The organism is Pseudomonas sp. 13159349, assembly GCF_013305685.1.
Taxonomy (GTDB): domain Bacteria; phylum Pseudomonadota; class Gammaproteobacteria; order Pseudomonadales; family Pseudomonadaceae; genus Aquipseudomonas; species Aquipseudomonas asiatica.
Genome location: NZ_CP045553.1, coordinates 4,992,681 through 5,015,537 on the forward strand (window position 1 = coordinate 4,992,681; position 22,857 = coordinate 5,015,537).

The 22,857-nt window shown below is 63.4% G+C and carries 24 protein-coding genes; 8 read left to right on the forward strand and 16 right to left on the reverse strand.

Annotated features, from left to right (window positions below; all coding sequences use genetic code 11):
• Positions 1-54 precede the first annotated feature (54 nt).
• Positions 55-1,029: a D-glycerate dehydrogenase gene (locus tag GEV38_RS23005; protein ID WP_015271760.1), complete on the forward strand. Its 975-nt coding sequence runs from the start codon at positions 55-57 to the stop codon at positions 1,027-1,029.
• A gap of 202 nt (positions 1,030-1,231) precedes the next feature.
• The gene (locus GEV38_RS23010) at positions 1,232-1,777 is read left to right on the forward strand and encodes a hypothetical protein (protein ID WP_054572773.1); all 546 of its coding nucleotides are present in this window, start codon (positions 1,232-1,234) and stop codon (positions 1,775-1,777) included.
• A 126-nt stretch (positions 1,778-1,903) separates the two neighbouring features.
• Here GEV38_RS23010 and GEV38_RS23015 read toward each other — a convergent pair whose 3' ends face one another.
• Entirely contained in the window at positions 1,904-2,806 is a 903-nt protein-coding gene (locus tag GEV38_RS23015; RefSeq protein ID WP_054572772.1) for a DMT family transporter, read from the reverse strand.
• A 273-nt stretch (positions 2,807-3,079) separates the two neighbouring features.
• Between GEV38_RS23015 and GEV38_RS23020 the strand changes: the two genes are divergently transcribed.
• Positions 3,080-3,955 (forward strand): AraC family transcriptional regulator, encoded by an 876-nt coding sequence (locus GEV38_RS23020; RefSeq protein WP_054572771.1) that lies wholly within the window; start codon positions 3,080-3,082, stop codon positions 3,953-3,955.
• 90 nt (positions 3,956-4,045) lie between these two features.
• On the opposite strand, the gene GEV38_RS23025 is transcribed toward GEV38_RS23020, so the two are convergent.
• The 6 genes from GEV38_RS23025 to GEV38_RS23050 all read right to left on the reverse strand — a co-directional run bounded on the left by GEV38_RS23025 (position 4,046) and on the right by GEV38_RS23050 (position 10,421).
• Positions 4,046-6,436: a TonB-dependent receptor gene (locus tag GEV38_RS23025; protein WP_173896025.1), complete on the reverse strand. Its 2,391-nt coding sequence runs from the start codon at positions 6,434-6,436 to the stop codon at positions 4,046-4,048.
• A gap of 219 nt (positions 6,437-6,655) precedes the next feature.
• A complete protein-coding gene (locus GEV38_RS23030; RefSeq protein WP_054572769.1) occupies positions 6,656-7,639 on the reverse strand; it encodes a FecR domain-containing protein in 984 nt (327 codons plus the stop codon).
• Positions 7,636-8,193: an RNA polymerase sigma factor gene (locus GEV38_RS23035; RefSeq protein ID WP_015271766.1), complete on the reverse strand. Its 558-nt coding sequence runs from the start codon at positions 8,191-8,193 to the stop codon at positions 7,636-7,638. Before GEV38_RS23035 ends, GEV38_RS23030 begins: the two co-directional genes overlap by 4 nt.
• 22 nt (positions 8,194-8,215) lie before the next feature.
• Positions 8,216-8,542: a DUF3325 domain-containing protein gene (locus GEV38_RS23040; RefSeq protein WP_015271767.1), complete on the reverse strand. Its 327-nt coding sequence runs from the start codon at positions 8,540-8,542 to the stop codon at positions 8,216-8,218.
• Complete coding sequence (locus GEV38_RS23045; RefSeq protein WP_015271768.1) at positions 8,542-10,119, reverse strand: PepSY domain-containing protein; 1,578 nt, start codon at positions 10,117-10,119, stop codon at positions 8,542-8,544. Before GEV38_RS23045 ends, GEV38_RS23040 begins: the two co-directional genes overlap by 1 nt.
• Positions 10,116-10,421: a DUF3649 domain-containing protein gene (locus GEV38_RS23050; protein ID WP_013974181.1), complete on the reverse strand. Its 306-nt coding sequence runs from the start codon at positions 10,419-10,421 to the stop codon at positions 10,116-10,118. The genes GEV38_RS23045 and GEV38_RS23050 overlap by 4 nt, the downstream gene beginning before the upstream one ends.
• A 233-nt stretch (positions 10,422-10,654) precedes the next feature.
• On the opposite strand from GEV38_RS23050, the gene GEV38_RS23055 reads away from it, so the two are divergent.
• Together GEV38_RS23055 and GEV38_RS23060 are read left to right on the forward strand one after the other, a co-directional pair.
• Complete coding sequence (locus GEV38_RS23055) at positions 10,655-11,002, forward strand: HPF/RaiA family ribosome-associated protein (protein WP_003260689.1); 348 nt, start codon at positions 10,655-10,657, stop codon at positions 11,000-11,002.
• Between the two features lie 121 nt (positions 11,003-11,123).
• The gene (locus tag GEV38_RS23060; RefSeq protein WP_024087728.1) at positions 11,124-11,414 is read left to right on the forward strand and encodes a DUF3509 domain-containing protein; all 291 of its coding nucleotides are present in this window, start codon (positions 11,124-11,126) and stop codon (positions 11,412-11,414) included.
• 3 nt (positions 11,415-11,417) lie between these two features.
• On the opposite strand, the gene GEV38_RS23065 is transcribed toward GEV38_RS23060, so the two are convergent.
• Complete coding sequence (locus GEV38_RS23065) at positions 11,418-11,888, reverse strand: phosphate-starvation-inducible protein PsiE (RefSeq protein WP_013974183.1); 471 nt, start codon at positions 11,886-11,888, stop codon at positions 11,418-11,420.
• 600 nt (positions 11,889-12,488) lie between these two features.
• Here GEV38_RS23065 and GEV38_RS23070 point away from each other — a divergent pair.
• Positions 12,489-12,752: a YebG family protein gene (locus GEV38_RS23070; protein ID WP_003260692.1), complete on the forward strand. Its 264-nt coding sequence runs from the start codon at positions 12,489-12,491 to the stop codon at positions 12,750-12,752.
• Between the two features lie 238 nt (positions 12,753-12,990).
• Here the strand turns inward: GEV38_RS23070 and GEV38_RS23075 are convergent, their stop codons facing one another.
• Positions 12,991-14,010: a Glu/Leu/Phe/Val dehydrogenase dimerization domain-containing protein gene (locus tag GEV38_RS23075; protein ID WP_015271770.1), complete on the reverse strand. Its 1,020-nt coding sequence runs from the start codon at positions 14,008-14,010 to the stop codon at positions 12,991-12,993.
• A 124-nt stretch (positions 14,011-14,134) separates the two neighbouring features.
• Here GEV38_RS23075 and GEV38_RS23080 point away from each other — a divergent pair, with 124 nt between their 5' ends.
• A complete protein-coding gene (locus GEV38_RS23080) occupies positions 14,135-14,941 on the forward strand; it encodes a SirB1 family protein (protein WP_013974185.1) in 807 nt (268 codons plus the stop codon).
• Here the strand turns inward: GEV38_RS23080 and maiA are convergent.
• From maiA to hmgA, 3 genes are read right to left on the reverse strand one after another with little or no spacing between them, the layout of a single operon-like run.
• Positions 14,935-15,567, reverse strand: coding sequence for a maleylacetoacetate isomerase (maiA, locus tag GEV38_RS23085; RefSeq protein WP_054572768.1), 633 nt, complete (start codon positions 15,565-15,567; stop codon positions 14,935-14,937). The two genes, GEV38_RS23080 and maiA, sit on opposite strands and share 7 nt — an antisense overlap.
• A gap of 12 nt (positions 15,568-15,579) precedes the next feature.
• Positions 15,580-16,872, reverse strand: a complete 1,293-nt coding sequence (fahA, locus tag GEV38_RS23090; protein ID WP_015271772.1) for a fumarylacetoacetase — start codon at positions 16,870-16,872, stop codon at positions 15,580-15,582.
• A gap of 3 nt (positions 16,873-16,875) precedes the next feature.
• Positions 16,876-18,177 (reverse strand): homogentisate 1,2-dioxygenase, encoded by a 1,302-nt coding sequence (gene hmgA, locus GEV38_RS23095; protein WP_054572767.1) that lies wholly within the window; start codon positions 18,175-18,177, stop codon positions 16,876-16,878.
• A gap of 174 nt (positions 18,178-18,351) precedes the next feature.
• Here hmgA and GEV38_RS23100 point away from each other — a divergent pair, with 174 nt between their 5' ends.
• A complete protein-coding gene (locus GEV38_RS23100) occupies positions 18,352-19,134 on the forward strand; it encodes an IclR family transcriptional regulator (RefSeq protein WP_054572766.1) in 783 nt (260 codons plus the stop codon).
• A gap of 354 nt (positions 19,135-19,488) precedes the next feature.
• On the opposite strand, the gene GEV38_RS23105 is transcribed toward GEV38_RS23100, so the two are convergent.
• The 4 genes from GEV38_RS23105 to GEV38_RS23120 form a co-directional block, all read right to left on the reverse strand.
• Entirely contained in the window at positions 19,489-20,403 is a 915-nt protein-coding gene (locus GEV38_RS23105; RefSeq protein ID WP_015271775.1) for an SDR family oxidoreductase, read from the reverse strand.
• A 220-nt stretch (positions 20,404-20,623) separates the two neighbouring features.
• A complete protein-coding gene (locus GEV38_RS23110) occupies positions 20,624-21,529 on the reverse strand; it encodes an alpha/beta fold hydrolase (RefSeq protein ID WP_039613040.1) in 906 nt (301 codons plus the stop codon).
• A 176-nt stretch (positions 21,530-21,705) separates the two neighbouring features.
• Positions 21,706-22,392: an LrgB family protein gene (locus GEV38_RS23115; RefSeq protein ID WP_015271777.1), complete on the reverse strand. Its 687-nt coding sequence runs from the start codon at positions 22,390-22,392 to the stop codon at positions 21,706-21,708.
• Complete coding sequence (locus tag GEV38_RS23120; RefSeq protein ID WP_015271778.1) at positions 22,382-22,768, reverse strand: CidA/LrgA family protein; 387 nt, start codon at positions 22,766-22,768, stop codon at positions 22,382-22,384. The genes GEV38_RS23115 and GEV38_RS23120 overlap by 11 nt, the downstream gene beginning before the upstream one ends.
• Positions 22,769-22,857: the final 89 nt, after the last annotated feature.

The following is a 22,857-nucleotide window of genomic DNA, read 5'->3' on the forward strand; positions in this document are numbered from 1 at the left end:
GCATCGCGGTCAACTGCCCGGCATTCCCCTAGCCTTGCAGAGAAGAAGTTGCCGATGAAAAAGACCGTCCTGGCCTTCAGCCGTATCACCCCGGCCATGGCCGAACGCCTGCAGCAAGACTTCAACGTGATCGTGCCGAACCCCAAGCTCGGCGACATCAATGCCCAGTTCAACGAAGCCCTGCCCGAGGCCCATGGCCTGATCGGCGTTGGCCGCAAGCTCGGCCGGGCGCAACTCGAAGGGGCGGCCAGGCTGGAGGTGGTATCCAGCGTGTCGGTCGGCTACGACAACTACGACCTGGACTACTTCAACGAACGCGGCATCGCCCTGACCAATACCCCCGACGTGCTGACCGAAAGCACCGCCGACCTGGGCTTCTCGCTGATCATGGGCTGCGCCCGCCGCACCGCCGAGCTGGATGCCTGGACCAAGGCCGGCAACTGGCAGGCCACCGTAGGTCCGGCCCATTTCGGCAGCGATGTGCACGGCAAGACCCTGGGTATCGTCGGCATGGGCAACATCGGTGCCGCCATTGCACGTCGCGGCCGGTTCGGTTTCAACATGCCGGTGATCTATTCCGGCAATAGCCGCAAGACCGCGCTGGAGCAAGAGCTGGGCGCGCAGTTCCGCAGCCTGGAGCAACTGCTGGCCGAAGCCGACTTCGTCTGCATCGTTGTGCCGTTGTCCGATGCCACCCGCAAGCTGATCGGTGCGCGTGAGTTGCAACTAATGAAGCCAAGCGCATTCCTGATCAACATCGCCCGCGGGCCGGTGGTGGACGAGGCGGCGCTGATAGAGGCACTTCAGAACGGCACCATTCGCGGTGCGGGCCTGGATGTATACGAGAAAGAGCCGCTGAGCGACTCGCCGCTGTTCAAACTGCCCAATGCCCTGACCTTGCCACACGTTGGCTCGGCCACTGCCGAAACCCGCGAGGCCATGGCCAACCGGGCAATCGACAACCTGCGTGCGGCGCTGCTGGGTGAACGGCCGCGGGACCTCGTGAACCCGCAGGTGTGGAGGAGTTGATCGCTTCCCCACATCTGTTGAAACGGGCCACCTAACTTTTACGGCGCGCTCTGTGTGTGTGTGTACGGAGCGCGCCACGAATAAGATTCAAAGCCATACGCGACAGGAACGTATCTGAAGCTGTTCCGCAACTGATAAAACTGCCAGTTCATCTTCTAGCGAACCGCAGCAACAATAACACCTCAAAAATTGGAGGTGTATGATGGAATCTAATCTTGGCACTATCAGACCAAACATTAGCTTTGTAAGCCCGCAATACGAAATCAGCCTCTTTTCATCCTTGAAGAACCCAGAATGGGTTCTAGAAGGAGAGAAGCTAGGGACACTGCTGGGAAAGGACGGAGGAGCTGCCACTTACACCGCCCCAGATAGTATTGCAAAGGGAGATAGCTCCGATATCATTTCGTTTTTCAAAAAGGACATTGTGACGGCTTTCGAAGATGGAAAATATTACAATGCGACCATACTAATATCCAACCTCCCTCGACCGGTCAGTTACAAGCTTGAGCTAAAGACCGACAACAACCAGAAACGGCTGGAATTTCTCGTAAACATCTTCGATAGCGGATGGACGAAAGTCCCAGAAGAACATACAGCTTGGTATACACTGGCCGGTAATGGCCGAATGAAGCAGAACGGCGATTACTATAGTTCCGGCGACCAGCCTACACCTACAGCCATTCTTGCATTCGACAAACGCCACGATAAAATTCCGGGGTTTGCAATAATCATCCTTGACGCTGACTAGATATTCCCGCGGCAGAGCTGCTTATGGCTCGAGGCCCCGGAGTCAAGAACAATCTCTTTTGAGAACTTCCTGCACTAGGCACCTCTTGGCAAGCTCAAGAGGTGCCCGGTGCAAGCTATGTACGCTTCACTTCGCTAGCTCAGCGGCCTTAATGACTCGGCTCTTGGGCTTGCGAAACACCAGCACATTCCCCGCCATCACCGCCACCAATCCCAACAAGGCCGGCGCCGTCCACTGATACCCCTCGGCCACCGCCGACACATTCAATGCCACCAACGGGAACAGCACGGTGCAGTAAGCTGCCCGCTCCGGCCCCATGCGCCCGACCAGGGTCAGGTAGGCGGTAAAGGCGATCACCGAGCCCGGCACCACCAGGTACAGCAACGAGCCGATGTACCGCACGTTCCACTCCATGCTGAATGGCACACCGCTGACCACGCAGAACACCGCCAGCATCACCGCCCCGTAGACCATGCCCCAGGCATTGGTGGTCATGGGCTTGAGCCCGGCCTTCTGCTGCATGCTCGACAGCATGTTGCCAGCCGAGAAGCACAGCGTGCCGAGCAGGGCCAGGCCAAGGCCGTACAGGGTTTCGCGGCTGGCCGCGTGGTGGGACAGCTCGGGCCAGAACAGCAGCCCCAGGCCAAGGAGCCCCAGGGCGCCGCCGCCGAGCACATTGCTGGCGATCTTCTGGCCGAAGAAGATCCGCGCGTTGAGCGCATTCCACAGGGTGGCGGTGGAGAACACCACGGCGATCAGGCCGCTGGCAATCCACTGGCTGGCGCTGAGGAAGCAGATGAAGTTGACGCAGAACAGGCACAGGCCCTGGGCCAGACAGATCTGGTGGCCACGCCGGTTCATTGGCTGCAGGCGGCGGGTGAGCAGCAGGAAGGCGAACAGGATCAGCCCGGCCAGGGCGAAGCGGTAGACGATCGAGACCGGAATGGCGACCACACCCAGTTGGAGTTTCAGGGCGATCCAGGTGGTGCCCCAGATCAGGACCGTTAGCAAGTAGAGTGACAGGTTCATCGGTGGAGCTCCTCAGGCGATCGACCATGCATCCCGGGGCCGCGATGCGGCCCATCGCCGGCAAGCCAGCTCCCACAAGTACAGCGCCAAGCTCCAGGCTGGCGCGGTCCCTGTAGGAGCTGGCTTGCCTGCGATCGAGGGCGCAGCCCTCGCCGAGGCCTCCAGTTTCTTCCGGGGGCCCCTCCCCGGCTTGCACAAACTTGCGCATTTGTCCCGCGGGTTGCTGTAAGCCTGCCCAAGGCGCAGTAGGATGGCTGGCAAGAGGAACCGCCCATGACCCCACTCACCCAGCTGCAAGTGTTCAACGCCATGCACGCCTCGCCCCACGCCCGGCTGGAGCTGAGCGCGCACCTGGGCGACGGGCTGGCGGCGGCGTTGTGGAGCAACCGCGACGATGCCCGCGACTACCAGGCACCGAGCCATCACACCCTGTCGTGCTACATCGCCGACGGCACCGGCACCTTCCGCCGCCAGCGCCCCGGCGATAAAGGGGCGCCCGACAAGCTGTGCGTGATGCCGGCCGGGCAGGAATCGAACTGGGTGGTCAATGGCGCGATCCGCCTGGCGCACCTGTATGTCAGCGAAACGCAATTCGCCCTGGGCTGCGTGCGCCTGCTCGACCGTGAACCGCGTGAGCTGCAACTGCGGGAAGCGACCTTTCTCGACGACCCGCAGCAAGCCAAGCGCTTTCGCCAGCTGATAACCCTGGACTGGGATGAACCTGGCGAACGCTTGCTGGCCAGCAGCCTGGCGCACGAGATCGTCGACCATGCGCTGCTCAACCAGGTTGGGCTGCGCCAGGGCCTGCGCCTGAAAGGCGGGCTGGCACCGAGCCTGCGCCGGCAAATGGTCGACTACATCGAAGCGCATCTCGACCAGCCCATCACCCTGGGTGAACTGGCCTTGCGCTGCAACCTGTCCGAATACCACTTTGCGCGCATGTTCCGCGCCAGTTTCGGGCTGCCGCCGCATCAGTACCTGCTGGCCCGGCGGCTGCATCGGGCCTGCCAGCTACTGCGGCTGGGGGTGATGCCGCTGGGGGAAATTGCCCTGTCGTGCGGGTTTGCCAGTGCCAGCCATTTCAGCAACCGGTTCCGCCAGGCGGTCGGAGCAACGCCTGGCGAATACCGTACGGCCATTCGCGGCTAAAGCCGCTCCCACAGGGACCGCGCCACCCTCAAGGGCAGTGCAGTACCTGTGGGAGCGGCTTTAGCCGCGAAGAGGCCGGTTCAGGCTGGCCTAGAACTCGAAGGTACTGGACAAGCTCACCTGCCGCGCATCGCCAATGGCCACAAAGTACTGGTTCACCGCCGAGCTGTAGTAAACCTTGTCGAACAGGTTCTTCACGTTCAGCTGCAGCAGCACCTTGTGCTCGTCGAGCCTGGTCTCGTAGCTGGCAAAGGCATCGGCCACGGTATAGGACGGCAGGTCGAAGGTGTTGGTCGAGTTACCCGCGCGCTCGCCGACATACCTTGCACCGGCACCGAGACGCAAGCGGTCGCCACCGAACAGGCTGCCGTAGTCATACACCGCCGACAGCGAACCACTGTGCCGGGCCACGTTCTGCAGGCGGTTGCCCTGCAGGGCCGGGTCCTTGGTCACCTTGGCATCGGTGTAGGCATAGCTGCCAATCAGGCTCCATCGCTCGCTCAGCTGGCCAGTCAGGTCCAGCTCAACGCCCCGTGAACCGACCTCCCCGGCATTGCTGTACACCGTTTCACGAGTACTGGTATCAAAGTTGGAAACCAGCACGTTGCGCTTGGTGATATCGAACAACGCCAGAGTGCCTGTCAGGCGGCCCGGCATGTCGAGCTTGGCGCCCAGTTCCCACGATTTGCCCTCCTCCGGCGCCACCGACGAGTCGAGCACCACATTGCCGACCAGCGGCGCGATAGTCGAGTTGGGCTTGAACGACTCGCTATAGCTGCCATAAAACGACAGTTGATCATCGACCTTGTAGACGATACCTGCATGCGGCACCCACGCCTGGCCATTGATGTCGGTGTTGGCCTTGAAAGGGCGGCCACGGCCAGCGTACTGGTCGAACTGCTGGAAGCGCGCACCAGCCACCAGGATCCAGTGATCATCCAGGTGCAGCGCGTCCTGCACGAACAACGCGTCGGTGCGCAGCTTGTCGGTGTGGTCGCTGTCACTGGCTTTGACGGTGGTGCCCTCCACTTCCTGCCCGTAGACCGGGTTCATATAGCTGAAGGTGGATTGGGCGGTCTGCCGGATCATGTCACCGCGGAAAATCTTGCGGTCCTCGTGATCGATGCCGAACAGCAGGTCGTTCTGCATCCCGGCCAGTTGCACATTACCGGCCAGGCTCAGGGTGGCGAACTGGTCACGGCTCATGGCGTTGTGGGTGCCGTCAATGCTGCGCGACAGCGTGCCGCTTTTTTCATTCACGCCGGTCACCCGCACCTGGCTGGCATCATAGGTTTCGCGGTTGAAGCTGTAGCCGAAGTGCAGCTTCCAGTCATCGGCAAACTGGTGGTCGACTTCCAGACGGTACAGGTCGGAGCGCCCTTCCATGTCGTTGAAGGGCTCGTCCAGGCGCCGCGTGGCAGGGATGTCCAGCGGGTGGCCGTTGTTGCCGAACGCCGTGCCACGGTCGAAGGGGTAGAGAAACTCGCGATGCTCGTAGGCCAGTACCACCTGGGTGTCTTCGCCCAGCCAGGCCAGCGACGGCGCTACCAGCGATTCGCGGTGCACGCCGTAGTTGCGCCAGTAGTCCTCATCTTCGTGGTCGACGATCAGGCGATAGGCGAAGTTGCTGTCGCCCAGCGCGCCGGTGCTGTCGAACCCGCCACCGCTGCCGTTCTTGCCGCTGCCGTAGGTCGACCCGCGCACGGTCAGGGCGTTGTACTGCTCGAGTTGCGGGCGCTTGCTGACCACGTTGATGACCCCGCCCGGGTCCTGGATGCCGTACAGCAGCGAGGCCGGGCCCTTGAGCACTTCGACCCGCTCGGTGCTGGCGTTGAGGCTGCGGCCCTGCACGATGGGCATGCCATCGCGCATGATCGAGCCGTCGCGGTTGTCGCCGAAGCCGCGCTTCATCACGGTATCGGAGGTGCCACCGAAATTGTTGCCCTGGGTGATGCCGCTGACATTGGCCAGAGCGTCATCAAGGTTGCGTGGGGCCTGGTCACGGATGACCTGGGCCGGTACCACATTGATGGCCTGGGGAATGTCCTGGCTCGGGCCCTGCCCGCGCATGATCGAGGCGGTAGCCGGGGGCTGGTAGCTGTAGTCGTCCAGTTGCGAGGTCACGGTGATGGCCTGCAGGTTGAGGGCGCCGGAGGTGTCCACTGCTTCGAGGGTGAGCGTGCGTGCATCGACGCGGCGCCAGGCCAGCCCGGTAGTGCCCAGCAGCTGTTGCAGGGCCTGTTCGGCGCTGAACCTACCGTTCAATGCCGGCGCCTGCACACCTGGCAGTTCCAGGGTGTAGACCACGCTCTGGCCGGTGGTGCGGCTGAAGGCGCTGAGTGCCTGGGCAAGGGGTTGCGCCGGCTGGGCGAAGGGGTACACCTGCTGTTGCTCGACGGCGCAGGCCAGGGGAGCGGCAGCGAATGCCGGGAACGCGGAAAGGCCGAACCAGAGAGGGACGCAACGCGGGGTGAACTTCATGGACGCTGACCTGTGAGAGGGATGTGACTGCGAATGAATCGCACTTCCACTCATTACACGGATGCCACGTCCTGTTACCTCACCCGTTGCCTGAAAAAATTTTTTCCCTGTGCCGGCCCCTTCGCGGGCACGCCCGCTCCCACAGGGACTGCACAAGTTTCGAATCCAGTGCAGTACCTGTGGGAGCGGGCGTGCCCGCGAAGAGGCCGGCACAGGCGACTAACGGATGACAGTCAACCGCCCCAGCAAAGTCTGCCGCGAAAAGCCCATCACCTTGCCCAGCGAATCCAGCGCCAGCAACGGCTCGGCCACGGGGAAACTGCCACTGACCTTGCGCTGCCCCAACTCATCCTCGAGCAACAGGATGCGCCCCGGGTAATAGCGCCCCAGGTCTTCGACCACCTGAGCCAGCGGCACCTGGTAGTAATTCAGCCAGCCCTGGCGCCAGGCCAGGCGGTTGTCACTATCCACCGCCAGGGTGTCGCCGACTTGGCCGGCAGCATAGGCCACCTGCTGGTTGGCCGTCAGTTCACGCGCTGCTGCGCCCGGCGCCGGACTCACCGCCACCCGCCCGCTGCTCACAGTGACCTGGGCTCCCTCGTCCTGCTCGCGCACTTCGAACTGGGTGCCAAGCACGCGCACCTCGCCACCGGCAGCTTCCACTACGAACGGCGTGCCGGTATGCGTGACCTGGAAGTACGCCGCGCCATGCAACAACCGCACGCGGCGCTCGCCCTGCACAAAATCGACTGCAATCGCGCTCCCCGCATCCAGCGTCACCTGCGACTGGTCGGCCAAGGTCACCTGGCGAACTTGACCAGCACTGCTGTAGTCGGCCTGCAGGTCCTGCAGCCACAGGGCCGGGTGCCAACCACCGGCAACGCCCACGGCCAGTACCAGGCACGCAGCCACCGCCAGCGCCGCGACCCGCTGCCGCCAGGGGTGCCTGGCCGGTGGCGTGGCCATCGCATCCAGGTAACGTTGCAGGCTTTCCTGTTCTTCAGCGGCCAGGCGCGCCGCCGGGGCGGCGCTGTTCTGCCACAGCGCCTGGGCCTGGGCGTAGGCCTCACGGTGCCCAGGTTCGGCCAGCAGCCAGCGCTTGAACGCCGCGCCCTCGGCTTGCGCAGGCTGCTCGTTGATGCGGCTGAGCCATTGCAGTGCAGCCCGGGACTGCGCCTCGGTGATCGGCGGTAATCGGCTCATCGACGGGCACTCCCTGGCCGGCGTGGGGTGGACGCGGGCTCGGCAACACTCGCCTTGCACGCTTCGAGGGCGCGCATCATATGCTTTTCCACAGCACTCTGGGACAGTTGCATGGCCTTGGCGATCTCGCCGTACTTGCAGCCGTGGATACGGTTGAGCAGGAAGATCTGCCGGGTGCGCTCGGGCAAGGCGCGCAAGGCAGCGTCGATGCGCTGCAAGTCGTGATCGACCTCCACGGCCTGTTCCGGGGCCTGGGCCATGGCCGCTTCATCCAGCGGCAACACAGCTTCGGCTGCGCGCTCGCGGCTGCCTTCGCTGCGCAGGTGGTCGATGGCGAGGTTCCCGGCGCAACGCAGCAGGTAGGTATCCAGCGCCTCGACCTTGACCTCAGGGCGACGCCAGAAGCGCAGGAACAGCTCCTGGACCAGGTCCGATGCCGTGGCCCGGCAGCCTACCCGGCGGCTCACCAGGGCCTCCATGCGTGCCCGCTGGGCCTGGAACACCTGGACGAAGCGCGCACGCCCACCGCCGCTTTCGGCATCCGCCTCGATCATGTCGCCCGGCTCGCTCACCTGGTCACTCGGCGAACACGGCCAGCAACGGCCCCAGCACCACGCTGGCGGCGGCCAGGCCCAGCAACAGGCGGGGCTGGTATGGCAGGCCGAACACCCACAGGGTCACCCCGGCCATCATCACTGCGGTCCACTCCACCAAGCCATGGGCCCAGCCCCGCAGGTGCACGCTGAGCACCAGCGACAGCACCAGCAACAGCCAACCGGCGCTGCGCAACAGGCGCAACTGCCCGGGGCGCGGCTTGCGCCCGAGCAGGTCGACGAAGTGCTTCTCCATGGCCAGGCACAGGGCAACGAAGCCGGCGTAAGCGATCAGTGCATTACCCAGCATCAGCTCGCCTCCGCCGTCTCAGTGCTTGGCTTCCTTGCCGCACGAGGGGCCCGCATGGCCACAGCCTTCGGGCTGTGTAACATCTTGCCGGCCAACCAGGCCAGGAACAGGCCGGTGCCCAGCGCTGTCAGGTCGAAACCAGCCATGGCCCAGTCACCCGCAGGTAGCGAATGGTTCAGGCCCTGGCCGGTGGTCAGGCCGTTAAGCAGCGGCAGCAAGGCGAAGGCCAGCGCGCCCAGTGCCAGTTGCTCGCCCCATGCCCGTCGCCCACTGCGCAACACGGCATGCACCAGCGACAGGCCCCAGACGGTGAAGAAGGCGTTGACCTCCCAGTCGGCCCGGCCTTCGACGCCCATCGGGATCAGGCGGTTGGCCCAGAAGAAGCCCGCCACGGCCAGCAACAGGCCGCTCATGCTGGCGATATTGAGCACCTCGACCAGGCGCAGTTCGCCCGGCAGGCGTTCGCTTCTGGCATGCTTGAGCTGGCGCTTGCCCAGCCACATCACCAGGCCGGTGCCAATCACCGCAGTACCGGCCACGCCAAAGAAGAAGTACAGCCAGCGCAGCCAGGGCCCGGCGAAATTGCCCATGTGCAGGCCAGCAAAGCTGAAGGCGGTCATCATTGCCCCACTCTCCGGTTTGCCCTGGCCCAGCAGAGCACCGCTGACGCCATCGAAGGTCCAGTTGGCGCTACGCCGGTAAGCCACGTGGTCGGCAGCCGATTGCGTGAAGGTAACGCGGGCATTGCTGTCGCCGGCATTTTCCACCTGGATACGGCCGATACGCGCGCCCGGTTGCAGGTCCTGCACCTTGGCATAGAGGCTCGGCAACGGTACCAGCGGCGCGGCCACATGGGCCGCCTTGGGCGCATTGTTACGGCCGAACAGTTCGTTGAAGTACTTGCCGGTGTCGTTGCCGTAGCTGGCCATGATGCCCGCCGGCATCACCATGTACATGAACAACACCAGGCTGCTGTAGCTGATCATCAGGTGGAAGGGCAGCACCAGCACGCCAATGGCGTTGTGCCCGTCCAGCCAGGAGCGCTGGCCCTTGCCTGGACGGAAAGTGAAGAACTCCTTGAAGATTTTCTTATGGGTGATGATGCCGGTGACCAGCCCCAACAGCATGATGAAGGCGCACAACGTCGATAGCCATCGGCCGAAAGGGTGTGGCATCTGCAACTGGAAGTGGAAACGGTAGAAGAACTCGCCACCGCGACTGTCGCGTGCCGCCACCGGCTGCCCGGTCTGGGTATCAAGGGTCTTGGTGACGAAACCGCGTGGCCCGCCATTTGGGTCGCGATAACCCACGTTCAAGGCGGCCTCGCGTGCGTTGGGCATGCGGATCAGCCAGGTGCCCGAATGCCCGGCGTTGTCCTGCAGGTACCGCTGGGCCACCTCCAGGCTATGGGTCGGGTCCAATGCATGGCTGCGCACTTCTGGCTGCGACCAGTGGGTGATTTCTTCCTTGAAATACGACAGCGTGCCGGTGAGGAAGATGGCGAACAACAGCCAGCCGAAGATCAGGCCGGTCCAGGTGTGCAGCCAGGCCATGGCCTGGCGGAAGCCTTCTTTCATGGGGTTTTCATCCAGTATGCCAACCCGCTGATCACCCCCAGCAGCACGCTTGGCGCCAGTACGCCCAGCCAGGCGCGCAAAGCGCTGCGGCAGGCAAAGCACCAGATGAACGCCAGCAGGTAGAAAACGAATGACAGCAGCAGGCCGGTGAGCGTGGCATCGACCCGTGGCAGCGGCGCTACCAGGGAAATGCAGACGCTGGCCACGGACGCCAGCAGGTAGCCACCCAGCAGCGCGGCAAGGCTGCGTGACGTCACGGCCAGGCGATAGCTGAGCGAGAGACCGGCGGTTTTGCGCGTCATGTGCGATGGTCCGGGCGTTTTCGGGGCTGCAATAATAATGATTTCAATTCTCATAAGCAAAGGCCACGCGATGAGTCGCCTGCTGCCTTGAATGCAACAAGAAATTTATTTTCAAAAAGGGCTTGAATTCGTTTCGCCGTTGCCTGACCTTAGAGTCAAGAGACGCAGAAATACCAAGGGTCTCAGAGGCCTAGGCGCGTCTCCATGCGAGCAAGCTGAATAAGGATTGAATCATGCAAATCCAGGTCAACAGCAGCAACCATTTCGAAGGCAACGCCCGGCTCGACCAGTGGGTCCGCAGCACACTGCAGAACTCGCTGGAACGTTACGAAGACGACCTCACCCGCATCGAGGTCCACCTGCGCGACGAGAACGGCGCCAAGCCCGGACCGCATGACAAACGCTGCCAGATGGAGGCTCGCCCCAAAGGCCATCAACCGATTTCCGTGACCCACACCGCCACTTCGCTGGACCAGGCGGTCGATGGTGCCGCCACCAAGCTCAACCACGCGCTGGAACACTTCTACGGCAAACTGCGCAGCAAGCGCGGCGCCCTGGAACTGAGTGACCCAGACGCCTGATCGGCAACACAAGACGCCCGGCCTGATGCCGGGCGTTTTCGTTTGTATCGATCGATGGCGCTGAACCAACAGGTAATTTCCCCGGTCAACTTCTGCATTCATTCAGCGCAGAAGCATGACCATGAACAACCCATTCGAACGAATCAGTGCTGCATTCGCCCCCGAATACCGGGTCAACCTGAGCATTGCAAACCTCGACGGCAGCATCATGCTGACCCTGTCCGACGACGCTGGCGTGGTCGCCAAGCGCCTCATCACCCAGGCCCAGCGCAATGACCCGGTGCGCCTGCAGCGGGTGATCGACAGCATCCGCCTGGGCCTGGCCATCGAGCACAACCAGAACCCCCTTCAGGTGCTGGCCGCGCTGACCCGTGACGCCCGCCACGAGCCGCGCCATTTCATCGCCAACTGAGGGCTACTTGCCCTCCTCCACTTCCTTGCCGCTGGCATCCAGTACCTTGGTCGAGGGGTAGCGGTACGAGGCGTAGCGCACCACCAGGATCGCGAACGCCAGCAACAGGATGCCACCGCACAGGTACAACAGCCCTACGTCCGGCGCCTTGTGGTGCGAGACGTCGCCGATCAGCAGGCGGGTCAGCGCGGTGATGGCCACGTACAGCAGGAAGCGGATCGGCATGTGGTTGGTCTTGAAGTAGATACCGACCATCGCCCCCAGCTCCAGGTAGATGAACAGCAGCAGGATGTCATCGACACTGACCCCGCCCTTGCCGAGCATGTCGAGGAACGTCATCACCGCCGCATAGGCGGTGATCGCGCCAATGCCGAACAGCGCCAGGTAATGGAATGCCTCGACGCACAGGTTTCCCAGCGAGTCGGCCGAGCCGTGCAGCCCCTTTCGCAGCTTTTCTGCCCATTTGATGTTCACGATGTTCCATTCCCCGATACGTCTTGAAGGATGATGCGTCACCGGTGTGACGCTTGTGCCATGCAGTTAAAGGGCCAGGCCCCTGCCTTGGAAGGCGACCGATTGCCGCAAGGCACCTTGAGGCGTGGCAAGTTGCCAGAAACACGACCATGCGCTGGGGAAAAATCAGATTTAACCCCTTCCTTGTAGGGCATTTCCCAAAGATACTCCCTGCCATTGTGGTGTTCGGGGATGAGCACTAGTCTCGGATCGTCGCTGCCAAACAGCGACCGGCTTTGATTTGATGATGACCTCAATGCATGAGCTGGAGACGTTGCGGGCTTTGCTTGAGTCGGCACTGGTTCAGGTGCAGATGCCCGCTGAGCCTCGGAGTTTGCACTGAGGTTTGAGTGTTGCGTTGTCTGGGCTGGCCTCTTCGCGGGTAAACCCGCGAAAGTGCCCGGATGGCCAGGCGCTGATGGATGATGCTGAGTTGGGCATGAAGCAGTAAGCGCTCTGCACCACGCTACAATTTCTGCTTGCGAAGCAATCAACATTGCCATTACTGTATATAGATACAGCAAATCGAAACGCAACCAGCAAAAGGCATAGAGGTGATGAATGGCCGTCGAAGTGGTGTACCGCAGCAGCCGCGACCCGGAGCGCTTGTTCATGGATAAGGCCGAAGCAGACCGTCACGACAAGATGCTCGAACTGGCCGAGCGCCTGGCCGAAGTACTGCACAAGGCAGTGCCCTCGCTGAGCGAGAAACAGGTCGAGGAAGCCGGTATCTACATGGCCAAAAACCGCGATGTGTTCGCCCGGGCGTTCAAGAGCCAGCCGGATGCGCTGGCCGAGTTGCTCGAAGCGCCAGCGGCCGAGTAATTGCCTGCACTGGCCTCATCGCCAGCAAGCTCCACGGGGGTACATGGCTTGCTCCATTGCTCAGGTCACCTCATTACCCTGTAGGAGCAGCCTTGTGCTGCGAAGAGGGTAGTTGAGCAACAGATATTCTTCGGCAGTAATGGCCTCTTCGCAGCGCAAGGCTGCTCCTACAAGTCGGCGCGACAGGGGTGGGCGCTGGCTTGCCGGCGATAGGGCCAGTGCAAGAACACAAATTACATCAGCCGTAGAGCAACCGCTCTGCCAACATCTGCGCCACCCGCGCCGGCGAGCGCTTCTCTGCCTGTGCATGGCCAAACACTTCGGTCAGCCGTGAAGGTATCCGCGCCAGGTGCGCGGTGATGGTGCCCAGGTCTTCGCCACGATGGGTAAGTGCCACGTAGATCAACCCACCGGCATTGATCACGTAATCGGGCGCATACAGTATCCCGCGCGACTCCAGCTGGTCGGCTACCTGCAAGGTGGTCAGCTGGTTGTTCGCCGCCCCCGCCACGGCCGCACAACGCAACTGCATCACGCTCTGCCCGTTCAACACCGGCCCCACACCGCAAGGGGCAAAGATGTCGCAAGGGGTGCTGATCAACGCATCGTTGGTCACCGGATGGGCATTGAACTGCTCCACCGCCAGCCGCACTCGTCCAGGGTCCAGATCGCTCACCAGCAGGTCCGCCCCTGCCGCATGCAGCTGCTCCGCCAGCGCATAACCGACATTGCCCAGCCCTTGCACCGCAACCCGCAGCCCTTGCAGGTCATCACTGCCAAGGCGGAACGAAGTGGTGGCACGAATGCCAGCAAAAACCCCCATCGCCGCATGCGGTGACGGGTCACCCGAGGCCGTGGTGCTGGTCACATGCGGTGTGCTCTGGGCAATGCAGTCCATGTCCAGGGTCGAGGTGCCGCTGTCCACGGCGATGATGAAGCGCCCTTGCAAGGTGTCGATGAAGCGGCCAAAGGCCTCGAACAGCGCGGCACGGTTTTCCACATGCGGGTTGCGCATGATCACCGCCTTGCCGCCCCCCAATGGCAGGCCAGCCAGCGCCGCCTTGTAGCTCATACCCTGGGCAAGGCGAATGGCGTCTGTCATGGCGCTTTCATCATCGGCATAAGGCAGGTAGCGGCAACCGCCCATGGCGGGGCCCAACTGCTCGCTGTGGATCACCACCACAGCCTTCAGGCCGGTAGGCGGATCGGTGAACAAGTGCAGCGACTGGGTACGGGTGCTTTGCATCAGCGCGAACATCGACAGGCTCCCCTACGAGGTGCTCTTTCCAGTATAGGCACGGCCCTTGGGCTGGTAGCGCCGCCGGACCACTGGACGAAACCGCGCGCCACGGCTAATACTCAAACGTGTGTGGAGAAGCCCCATGAAGCCACGTCAAGCCTGCCTGGCCTGCCTGGAACGCGAGCCCGTCGCCCTGCTGGAAGCCGCATTATGGATTGCCGCCGAGCACGACCGAAGCGTCGAGCCCGCGGCCAGCCTTGCCAAGCTGCATGACCTGCAGCGTGAGATAAGCACCAATCTGCCGATGCTGCCGCTGTGCGAACTGGCACAGCCACTGCTGCGCCAACTCAATGCCCTGGGCTTCCAGCAGGATGAATATCACCCGCTGCGCCCGCATGCCGCGATGATGGACAAGGTGCTGCAACGCCGCCGTGGCCAACCACTGACACTTGCCATCCTCGCCCTGGAACTGGCCAGGCGTCTGTCCATACCCCTTGAGGGCGTAGGCTTCCCTGGCCATTTCCTGCTGCGCGTGCCGGGTGCCGATCACCTGCTTGACCCCTGTGGCGGCCGGCGTCTCTACCCCAACGACTGCCGTGAGCTGCTGGCTCGCCAATTCGGCCCGCATGTAGCGCTGACTGCCGAACACATGCGCAGTGCCAGCCCGCTGCAGATGCTGCAACGCCTGTCACGCAACCTGCGCCAGTTGCATATAAGCAACGACAACCACCTGGCGGCACTGATCGATGCCGAGCGGGTCATGCAACTGGGCCCGGTGCAGGTCAGCGACTATGTGACTCGCGCTTCGCTATACCAGCATCTGGATTGCCCGCAGGCCGAGCGCTTTGATCTGGAGCATGCGTTATTGCTGACAGAGGACCCGGTCCAGCGCCTGAAGCTTTCCGAACGTATCGGCAAGCTTCCGGCGGCGAACCGTTCCATTCACTGAGCCGGGCTGTCCGGCTGCCGGGCGGGGTGGGCCTGGGCGAACGCCGCGTGTTCGGCCGCAAGGGCGGCAACCCGAAGGATGCGCGGGAAGCTGTCGAGGTCGATGTTGAAGCGTTCGGCCGCGTACAACTGCGGGATCAGATAGACATCCGCCAGGCCCGGCTCATCGCCGAAGCAGAAGCCATGATCGCCTATCAGTTGCTCAACTGCCGCCAACCCTTGGCTGATCCAGTGACCAATCCACTGGTTGACCTGGCTTTCGTCCTGGCCGGCCTGGCGCAGTCGGTTGAGCACGCTGACGTTGTGCAGCGGGTGGATGTCGCAGCCGATGATCGCCGCCACGCCCCGTACCTTGGCGCGCGCCTCGGCCGCAGAAGGCAGCAGCGCGGGCTGTGGATAAACCTCCTCCAGGTACTCGATGATCGCCGGCGACTGCACCAGCAGCTCACCGCCATCGGTGCGCAAGGCCGGCACGCGGCCCTGCGGGTTGACCGCGACATAGCCCGAACCGCGCTGCTCACCCTGCAACAGGTTGACCGGCACGGACTGGTAGGCCAGCCCCTTCAGCGCCAGGGCAATGCGCACCCGGTAGGACGAGGTGGAACGGTAATAGGTGTACAGCTCCATGCCCGTGCCTCCTCAGTTGGCCGCGATGACCGTGCCGCGGCATTCACCGAAACCGATGCTGGCCACGCCATCACGCACGCAGCGGGCACGCAGGATGATCTCGTCGCCGTCTTCGAGGAACTTGCGCACCTCGCCACTGGCCAGTTCCACCGGGTGCTTGCCCCCTTCGGTTATCTCCAGCAGGCTGCCGAACGAACCTGGAGTGGCGCCCGACAGCGTGCCCGAACCGAACAGGTCGCCCGGTTGCAACTGGCAGCCGTTGACGCTGTGGTGCGCGACCAGCTGCGCCACGGTCCAGTACATGCTGCGGGTGTTGCTCAGGGTCAGGCGGTGCGGGGCAAGATCCTGCTCGCGCATGCGCTCGGTCAGCAGCAGTACCTCAAGCTCGATATCGAATGCACCAGCGGCCTGGTCGCGCTTGTCCAGCAGGTACGAAAGTGGCTGCGGGTCGCCTTCCGGGCGTGAGGGCTGGGCACAACGGAACGGCTCAAGCGCTTCGGCGGTAACTACCCAAGGCGAGATGGTGGTGATGAAGCTCTTGGACAGGAACGGCCCCAGCGGCTGGTATTCCCAGGCCTGGATATCGCGCGCCGACCAGTCGTTGAGCAGGCACAGGCCAGCCACGTGCTCGGCGGCATCGCCTACCGGGATCGCCTGACCAATGTCGTTGCCCTGGCCGATCCAGATACCCAGCTCCAGCTCGTAGTCCAGGCGCGCGCAGGGGCCGAAGCTTGGCTCGGTGTGCCCGGCCGGCAGCGTCTGGCCCTTGGGCCGGCGCACATCGGTGCCGGACGGGCGGATGGTCGAGGCACGGCCGTGATAACCGATCGGCACGTACTTGTAGTTGGGCAGCAGCGGGTTGTCGGGGCGGAACAGCTTGCCCACGTTCTTGGCGTGCTCGATGCCCACGTAGAAGTCGGTGTAGTCACCGATCTGCGCCGGTACATGCAGCTGGCAGGCGCTGGCCGGGTACAGGGCGGCCTGCAGTGCCGCCTTATGTTCACTGTGTTCGCCCAGCAGCACCAGCAGGCGCTCGCGCAGGGCGACGCGGGCACCGCGGCCGAGGGCGAAGAATGCGTTCAAGACCCCACCACGGGTGGCCTCGACCGCGGCCTTGGCGGCACCGTCGAACAGGCCTGCGGCCAGCACCGCCTCCAGGTCGAGGATCGCGTCGCCGATGGCCACGCCACAGCGCTTGGCTTCACCCGGCCGGCTGAAGATGCCCAACGGCAGGTTCTGCAGCGGGAAGTCGCTGTGCCCGTTGGCGTGCTCGACCCAGCTACGGGCAATGGCGGTCTGATTCATGGGTTATCTCCGGTTCGGGTTGAAGGTGCTCGGCAAGGTGGCCCAGCAACTATCGTAGTCGGCCTGCAACTGCGGGCATTCAAGGGCTTGCAGGCTCGGGCGCAGCACCTGGCTGGTCTCGAACATGAAGGCCATGGTGTTGTCGATCTTGTGCGGTGCCAGGTCGGCAGCAATAGCCTTTTCGCAGGTTTCGGCGTCGGGGCCATGGGCGCTCATAACCCCGTGCAGCGAGGCGCCACCCGGCAGGAAGCCCTCGGCCTTGGCGTCGTAGGCACCATTGATCAGGCCCATGAACTCGTTCATCAGGTTGCGGTGGAACCATGGTGGACGGAAGGTGTTCTCGGCCACCATCCAGCGTGGCGGGAAGATCACGAAGTCCATGTTGGCCATGCCATGCACGCTGGTCGGCGAGGTCAGCACAGTGAAGATCGACGGGTCCGGGTGGTCGAAGCTGACCGTACCGATGGTGTTGAAGCGACGCAGGTCGTACTTGTACGGCACGTTGCTGCCATGCCAGGCGACCACGTCCAGTGGCGAGTGCTGCAGTTCGCAGGCCCAATGTTCGCCCAGGAACTTCTGCACCAGCTGCACCGGGCCATCGACCTCTTCGTAGCGCGCCACAGGGGTGAGGAAGTCGCGCGGGTTGGCCAGCCCGTTGCTGCCGATCGGGCCCAGGTCCGGGATGCGCAGCGGCGCGCCGTGGTTTTCGGCGATATAGCCGCGGGCCTCGCCGTCGAGCAGTTCCACCCGAAACTTCATGCCACGCGGGATGACCGCGATTTCCAGCGGCTCGACTTCCATCACCCCCAGTTCGGTGGCAATGCGCAGGCGGCCCTGTTGCGGCACCAGCAGTAGTTCACCGTCGGCGTTGAAGAACACCCGCTCCATCGACCGGTTGGCGCGGTAGATGTAGATGCTCACGCCGGCCGGTTTTTCCGCAGCGGCGTTGGCCACCATGGGCAGCCAGCCCTCGATGAAATCGGTCGGTTCGACGGGGATCGGCTGGGGGTTCCAGCGCAGGCGGTTGGGGGTGATGGCCCCCAGCGGGCCGGTCAGCGGCTGGCGCGCCAGGCGCTCGAAACGGGGATGCAAGGCAGATGGGCGAATACGGTACAGCCACGTGCGGCGCAGTTCGCTGCGGGTCATGGTGAACGCCGTCCCCGAGAGCAGCTCGGCGTACAGCCCATAGGGCGCCTTCTGCGGCGAGTTCTGCCCGACCGGCAAGGCCCCTGGCAGCGCTTCGCTGGCAAACTCGTTGCCGAAGCCGCTGAGGTAGTGAAGGTCGGGTGACGTATCGCGATTCATCGATGCCTCCGGGCTCTGGCCGAGCCGTTGCTGGCAGCTGGCTGCTGGCCCGGGGCGGGGTGGCAGCGCGTCTGCATTGTTTTTATCGTAATCAGATTACGAATAACGTAATTTGCTACGGGCAATGCGTCAAGCTATAAAGGCGCGACTCGAAGAATCCGGAAGAAGATGTCCATGGCAAAAGCCAGCTCCCCCGCCGACAACGGCAAGCAGAAAGTCCGCTCGGCGGAGGTCGGCACCGACATCCTGAAGGCTCTTGCCGAGCTCTCCCCGTCCACCTCCCTGTCGCGTCTGGCGGAACATGTGCAGATGCCAGCGAGCAAGGTGCACCGTTACCTGCAGGCGTTGATCGCCAGCGGTTTTGCCGAACAGGATGCGGCCACCAACCATTACGCCCTGGGGCGCGAGGCTCTTCGGGTAGGGCTGGCGGCGCTGGGCAGCATCGATGTGCTGAAGATTGCCGCGCTGCCATTGTCACAGCTGCGCGATGAACTGAACGAGAGCTGCTTCGTTGCCGTATGGGGCAACCAGGGCGCGACAGTGGTCAGCATCGAGCCGGCAGTACGCGCGGTCACGGTGGTAACGCAGATCGGCTCGGTTCTGCCGCTGCTCACTTCGTCCACCGGGCTGGTGTTCGCCGCCTATCTTCCCGAGCGCGAGACCGTGGAGTTGCGTGACCGGGAACTGGCCGCCCTGCAGCACAGCGCCGCCGACTACCAGGCAGTACTGGCGGGCATTCGTGAACGTGGCCTGCACCATGTGCACGGGCTGTTGATGCCGGGCGTGGATGCGCTGTCGGCCCCGGTGTTCAATGCCATGGGGCAGATCGCCGCGGTGATGACGGTGGTCGGGCCGACCTCGATCTTCCATGCCGACGAGCATGGTCCGGCGGCGCAACGGTTGCTGGCAGCAGCACGGGAAACCAGCTGGCGCATGGGCTATTCGCCCGCCGACTGAGCGCCTTCGGCACTATTGCCCGATACGTAAAGGTGAATGTCATAAGCGGCTATTTTTCCTGCAGGATCAGGCGCTTATTCTTAACTCACTGGCCGGCATGAAGGGCTCTCCCCCCCCGCCTTTCAGGCCTGCGAGGTTCACCGACGTAGATTTTGAAGCTCCTTGATCTGACGTCTCGATTGGCCGCTGCGGCTTGCAGCGGCCTTTTTTATCTGCCCTGAAAATTTCCGTCGCCTGTGCTGGCCTCTTCGCGGGCTTGCCCGCTCCCACAGGGATATCACCAAGCCTGAGGGCAGTGATATCCCTGTGGGAGCGGGCAAGCCCGCGAAGAGGCCAGCACAGGTAGTACAAAGCTCAGCCCAGCGGATACTTCTGCAAGTTGGCCATCATCTGCTGCAACGCCTGCAAGCTGTCCTGTGGGTGCACTGCCCCGTCGAAGTCGCCAATCCGTGCCCAGTTCTCCGCCACCTGCTCCGGAGTAAAGCCTTCACGCGGATCGAAGCCTACCCCCAGGCTGCGCTCCCAACGCACCTTGCCCACCCAACCGCCACCCACTTCGAACAGCTCACCACTGCCCTGGCACTGCTCGCTGCCCAAATACACCACCAGCGGGCTGACCAGCTCAGGCTTGAGCCGCTCGAACACCTGGGGCGGGATCAACCCTTCGGTCATGCGGGTGCCACCCGTGGGGGCGATGGCGTTGACCAGGATGCCGTGCTTGCGCCCTTCGATCGCCAGGGTACGTGTCAGCCCATACAGGCCCAGTTTGGCCATGCCGTAATTGGCCTGGCCGAAGTTGCCGTAGATGCCGGACGTGGAAGCGGTGAAGATCACCCGCCCCCAGTTCTGCTCGCGCAGGTGCGGCCAGGCGGCGCGGGTGACCTTGTAAGCCCCCTCGACATGCACCTGATACACCTGCTCCCAGTCGCTGTCTTCCATCTTGTGGAAGGTTTTGTCACGCAGGATGCCGGCATTGTTCACCAGCACATCGACCCGGCCGAAGCTGTCCAGGGCCTGCTCGACAATACGCGCGCCGTGGCTGACCGAATCATGGTTGGCAATGGCACTGCCCCCGGCAGCGCGGATCTCCTCTACTACCCGGTCGGCGGCGGAGGCGCTGGCACCTTCACCGTGGGTGGACCCGCCGAGGTCGTTGACCACCACCCGCGCACCACGGGCAGCGAACAGCAGCGCATGGGCACGGCCCAGGCCGCCCCCGGCTCCGGTGACTATCACCACGCGATCTTGCAGACAGACAGGCTCGCTCATGCTCATGGCTCCAGGCAGGTTCAGGTAGGCCGAGTGTCCGCCGCCAGCGGCGGGCGGACAATCAAGCTCACGCAGGCTGAATGCCTGGCAATAACGCAGCACGATGGTTATGGGGCCGCTTTGCGGCCCATCGCCGGCAAGCCAGCTCCCACACCAACCGCGCCGGCCTCCAGGCATGCGCTGTACCTGTGGGAGCCGCCTTGCCGGCGATGAGGCCCTGTCAGGACCACGCCACTTTCTGCTGGAAACAGCTCAGCGGTTGTTCACGAAAGGCCAGGTAATGGCGTAGCACCTGCACCGGCGCTTCGGTATGCGGGTAATGGCCGATGCCCTGCAACTGCACGGTGTCCGGCTCCGGCACCAGTTGCCGGTACCGCTCCACCATGTGTGCGCCGGAAAGCGGGTCGTCCACGCCATTGATGAAACGCAGCGGCACGCCTTCGTGCTGCATCGCGCCAACCCAGCGGTCCCGGTGCAACCTGCGCTCTGGCATATAACCCACCAGCTTGTGCAGGATGCGCGTGCCACGGTTGGCGGCTATCAGGCTCCAGAAGTCATCCAGCGCACTTTCACTAGGGTGGGTGCAAGGGCCGTAGACCTGGGTCACGTTGCGCACCAGGTCGTCGCGACCGAACGAGCGCCCTACCAGCCAGCCCAGGCGGCTGAGCAACAGCTTCTGTACCAGCAGCATGCGGCAGCTTTCGGGGAACAGCCCGCTGTTGAGGAACACGCAGCTGGCAATGCTGGCGCGCTGTTCATGATGCCGCGCCAGCATTTCCTGGGCCACACTGCCGCCGTAGTCATGGGCCAACAGATGCACCGGCTGGTCGACCTTCAGCTCGGCGAGCAAAGCCTGCTGCAGGTCGGCCTGCTCCATCAGGCTATACACGTGATCGACCGGTTTGGCCGAATCGCCAAAGCCGAGCATGTCACAGGCGATAACCCGGAAGCGCTGGGCCAAAGGCCCCCAAAGGTAGTGCCAATCCCAGCTGGCGGTGGGGAAACCGTGCAACAGAAGCAGGGGCTCTCCTTGCCCTGCGGTCCAGTAACGGATGCTCTGGCCCCGGAAGCTGAAACTCTGTCCCCGGGTACGCCAGACGCACAATGGAATTTCGGCCATGGGCATCAGAACGGTCCCGGTGAAGTGGTGTTGGCGGAATAGAGCAAGGCTGCGGTCATTGCATGTCACCTCGGCACTTACATGTGCTCTCTATGTCGAGGCTGAGTCTAGCCAGCAGCCCATGGGCTGGAACTTGCGTTGCCAGCCAGCTTGATGACTTGGCGAGTCAGTGGCACGAACGGTCAGAGCAGCACAGCCAGCAGCGGTGCCGCGAACAGGTTCAACAGCCCGGTCAGGACCATGACCAGGCCGGCCACCGAACCCTCCTCCCGGCCTACCTCCTGTGCCCGGCTGACACCGGCACCATGGGCGCCCACACCGAACAGCGCGCCCCGCGCCAGCGGCGTGCGCAACGGCAACCAGCGCAGTAGCACGCCGCCGAGCATGGCGCCCAGTACGCCGGTGAACATCACGAACACCGCCGTGAGCTCCGGTACGCCACCCAGGTCATGGGCCAGTGGCATGGCAAAGGGCGTGGTGATAGAACGCGGCACCAGCGACAGGCTGGTCGCGCTGTCCAGCGCCAACATATGAGCCAACCCCCAGGAACTGGCGATCGAAGCGCTACTACCGGCGACCATACCCATCATCAGTGCCGGCCAGTGGCGCGCCAGCATGGCCCGTTGCTGCCAGATCGGCACCGCAAATGCCACGGTCACCGGGCCAAGCACACTCATCAGCCAGTGGGTGTTGCGGGCGTACTCGGCATAAGCGGTGTGCAGCGGCACGGCCACCGCCAGCAACAGTACCGGCACCAGGATCAGCGGCGACAGCAGGTAGCGCCCGCTGCGCCGGTACAGCCAGCGGCTGCCCAGGTACGCCAGCAAGGTCAGGGCCAGCCAGAACAGCGGCATGGGTTCAAGGCTCATGGCGCAACCTCCAGCGGCACACCAGTTCCACAGTCAACGCGGTCACCACCATTACCGTCAGGGTGCTCACGGCAATCACCAGCAGGATGCGCCAGCCCTCGTCACGGATCAGAGCGCCATAATCGAGCAGGCTCATCAGCGCCGGAATGAAGAACAGCAGCATCTCAGCCATCAGCCAGCCTGCGCCCAGTTGCAGCATGGCTGGCTTGAGCACACCTGAGGCAAACAGCAACAGCAGCAATGCCAAGCCCATCACTCCGCCAGGAATCGGCCAGCCCAACCAAGTGGCAAGCTGGCCACCGAGCAGGAACAGAGCACAGAGGATCGCCAGCTCGACGAGCAGGCGCAGGGCTTTTTTCAACAACGCAGGTTTCATGGGGGGGTCCTCTACAGGCCCTCATTTTAAGTTTTGGCTGCCTAGGCCAGAAGCGAATTGTTAGACTGAACAACATTCCAGAATGGAAT

Coding starts and splice junctions, on each gene's coding strand:
- GEV38_RS23005 (WP_015271760.1), top strand. CDS start 55: ATGAAAAAGACCGTCCTGGCCTTCAGCCGTATCACCCCGGCCATGGCC.
- GEV38_RS23010 (WP_054572773.1), top strand. CDS start 1,232: ATGGAATCTAATCTTGGCACTATCAGACCAAACATTAGCTTTGTAAGC.
- GEV38_RS23015 (WP_054572772.1), bottom strand. CDS start 2,806: ATGAACCTGTCACTCTACTTGCTAACGGTCCTGATCTGGGGCACCACC.
- GEV38_RS23020 (WP_054572771.1), top strand. CDS start 3,080: ATGACCCCACTCACCCAGCTGCAAGTGTTCAACGCCATGCACGCCTCG.
- GEV38_RS23025 (WP_173896025.1), bottom strand. CDS start 6,436: ATGAAGTTCACCCCGCGTTGCGTCCCTCTCTGGTTCGGCCTTTCCGCG.
- GEV38_RS23030 (WP_054572769.1), bottom strand. CDS start 7,639: ATGAGCCGATTACCGCCGATCACCGAGGCGCAGTCCCGGGCTGCACTG.
- GEV38_RS23035 (WP_015271766.1), bottom strand. CDS start 8,193: ATGATCGAGGCGGATGCCGAAAGCGGCGGTGGGCGTGCGCGCTTCGTC.
- GEV38_RS23040 (WP_015271767.1), bottom strand. CDS start 8,542: ATGCTGGGTAATGCACTGATCGCTTACGCCGGCTTCGTTGCCCTGTGC.
- GEV38_RS23045 (WP_015271768.1), bottom strand. CDS start 10,119: ATGAAAGAAGGCTTCCGCCAGGCCATGGCCTGGCTGCACACCTGGACC.
- GEV38_RS23050 (WP_013974181.1), bottom strand. CDS start 10,421: ATGACGCGCAAAACCGCCGGTCTCTCGCTCAGCTATCGCCTGGCCGTG.
- GEV38_RS23055 (WP_003260689.1), top strand. CDS start 10,655: ATGCAAATCCAGGTCAACAGCAGCAACCATTTCGAAGGCAACGCCCGG.
- GEV38_RS23060 (WP_024087728.1), top strand. CDS start 11,124: ATGAACAACCCATTCGAACGAATCAGTGCTGCATTCGCCCCCGAATAC.
- GEV38_RS23070 (WP_003260692.1), top strand. CDS start 12,489: ATGGCCGTCGAAGTGGTGTACCGCAGCAGCCGCGACCCGGAGCGCTTG.
- GEV38_RS23075 (WP_015271770.1), bottom strand. CDS start 14,010: ATGTTCGCGCTGATGCAAAGCACCCGTACCCAGTCGCTGCACTTGTTC.
- GEV38_RS23080 (WP_013974185.1), top strand. CDS start 14,135: ATGAAGCCACGTCAAGCCTGCCTGGCCTGCCTGGAACGCGAGCCCGTC.
- maiA (WP_054572768.1), bottom strand. CDS start 15,567: ATGGAGCTGTACACCTATTACCGTTCCACCTCGTCCTACCGGGTGCGC.
- fahA (WP_015271772.1), bottom strand. CDS start 16,872: ATGAATCAGACCGCCATTGCCCGTAGCTGGGTCGAGCACGCCAACGGG.
- hmgA (WP_054572767.1), bottom strand. CDS start 18,177: ATGAATCGCGATACGTCACCCGACCTTCACTACCTCAGCGGCTTCGGC.
- GEV38_RS23100 (WP_054572766.1), top strand. CDS start 18,352: ATGGCAAAAGCCAGCTCCCCCGCCGACAACGGCAAGCAGAAAGTCCGC.
- GEV38_RS23105 (WP_015271775.1), bottom strand. CDS start 20,403: ATGAGCGAGCCTGTCTGTCTGCAAGATCGCGTGGTGATAGTCACCGGA.
- GEV38_RS23110 (WP_039613040.1), bottom strand. CDS start 21,529: ATGCCCATGGCCGAAATTCCATTGTGCGTCTGGCGTACCCGGGGACAG.
- GEV38_RS23115 (WP_015271777.1), bottom strand. CDS start 22,392: ATGAGCCTTGAACCCATGCCGCTGTTCTGGCTGGCCCTGACCTTGCTG.
- GEV38_RS23120 (WP_015271778.1), bottom strand. CDS start 22,768: ATGAAACCTGCGTTGTTGAAAAAAGCCCTGCGCCTGCTCGTCGAGCTG.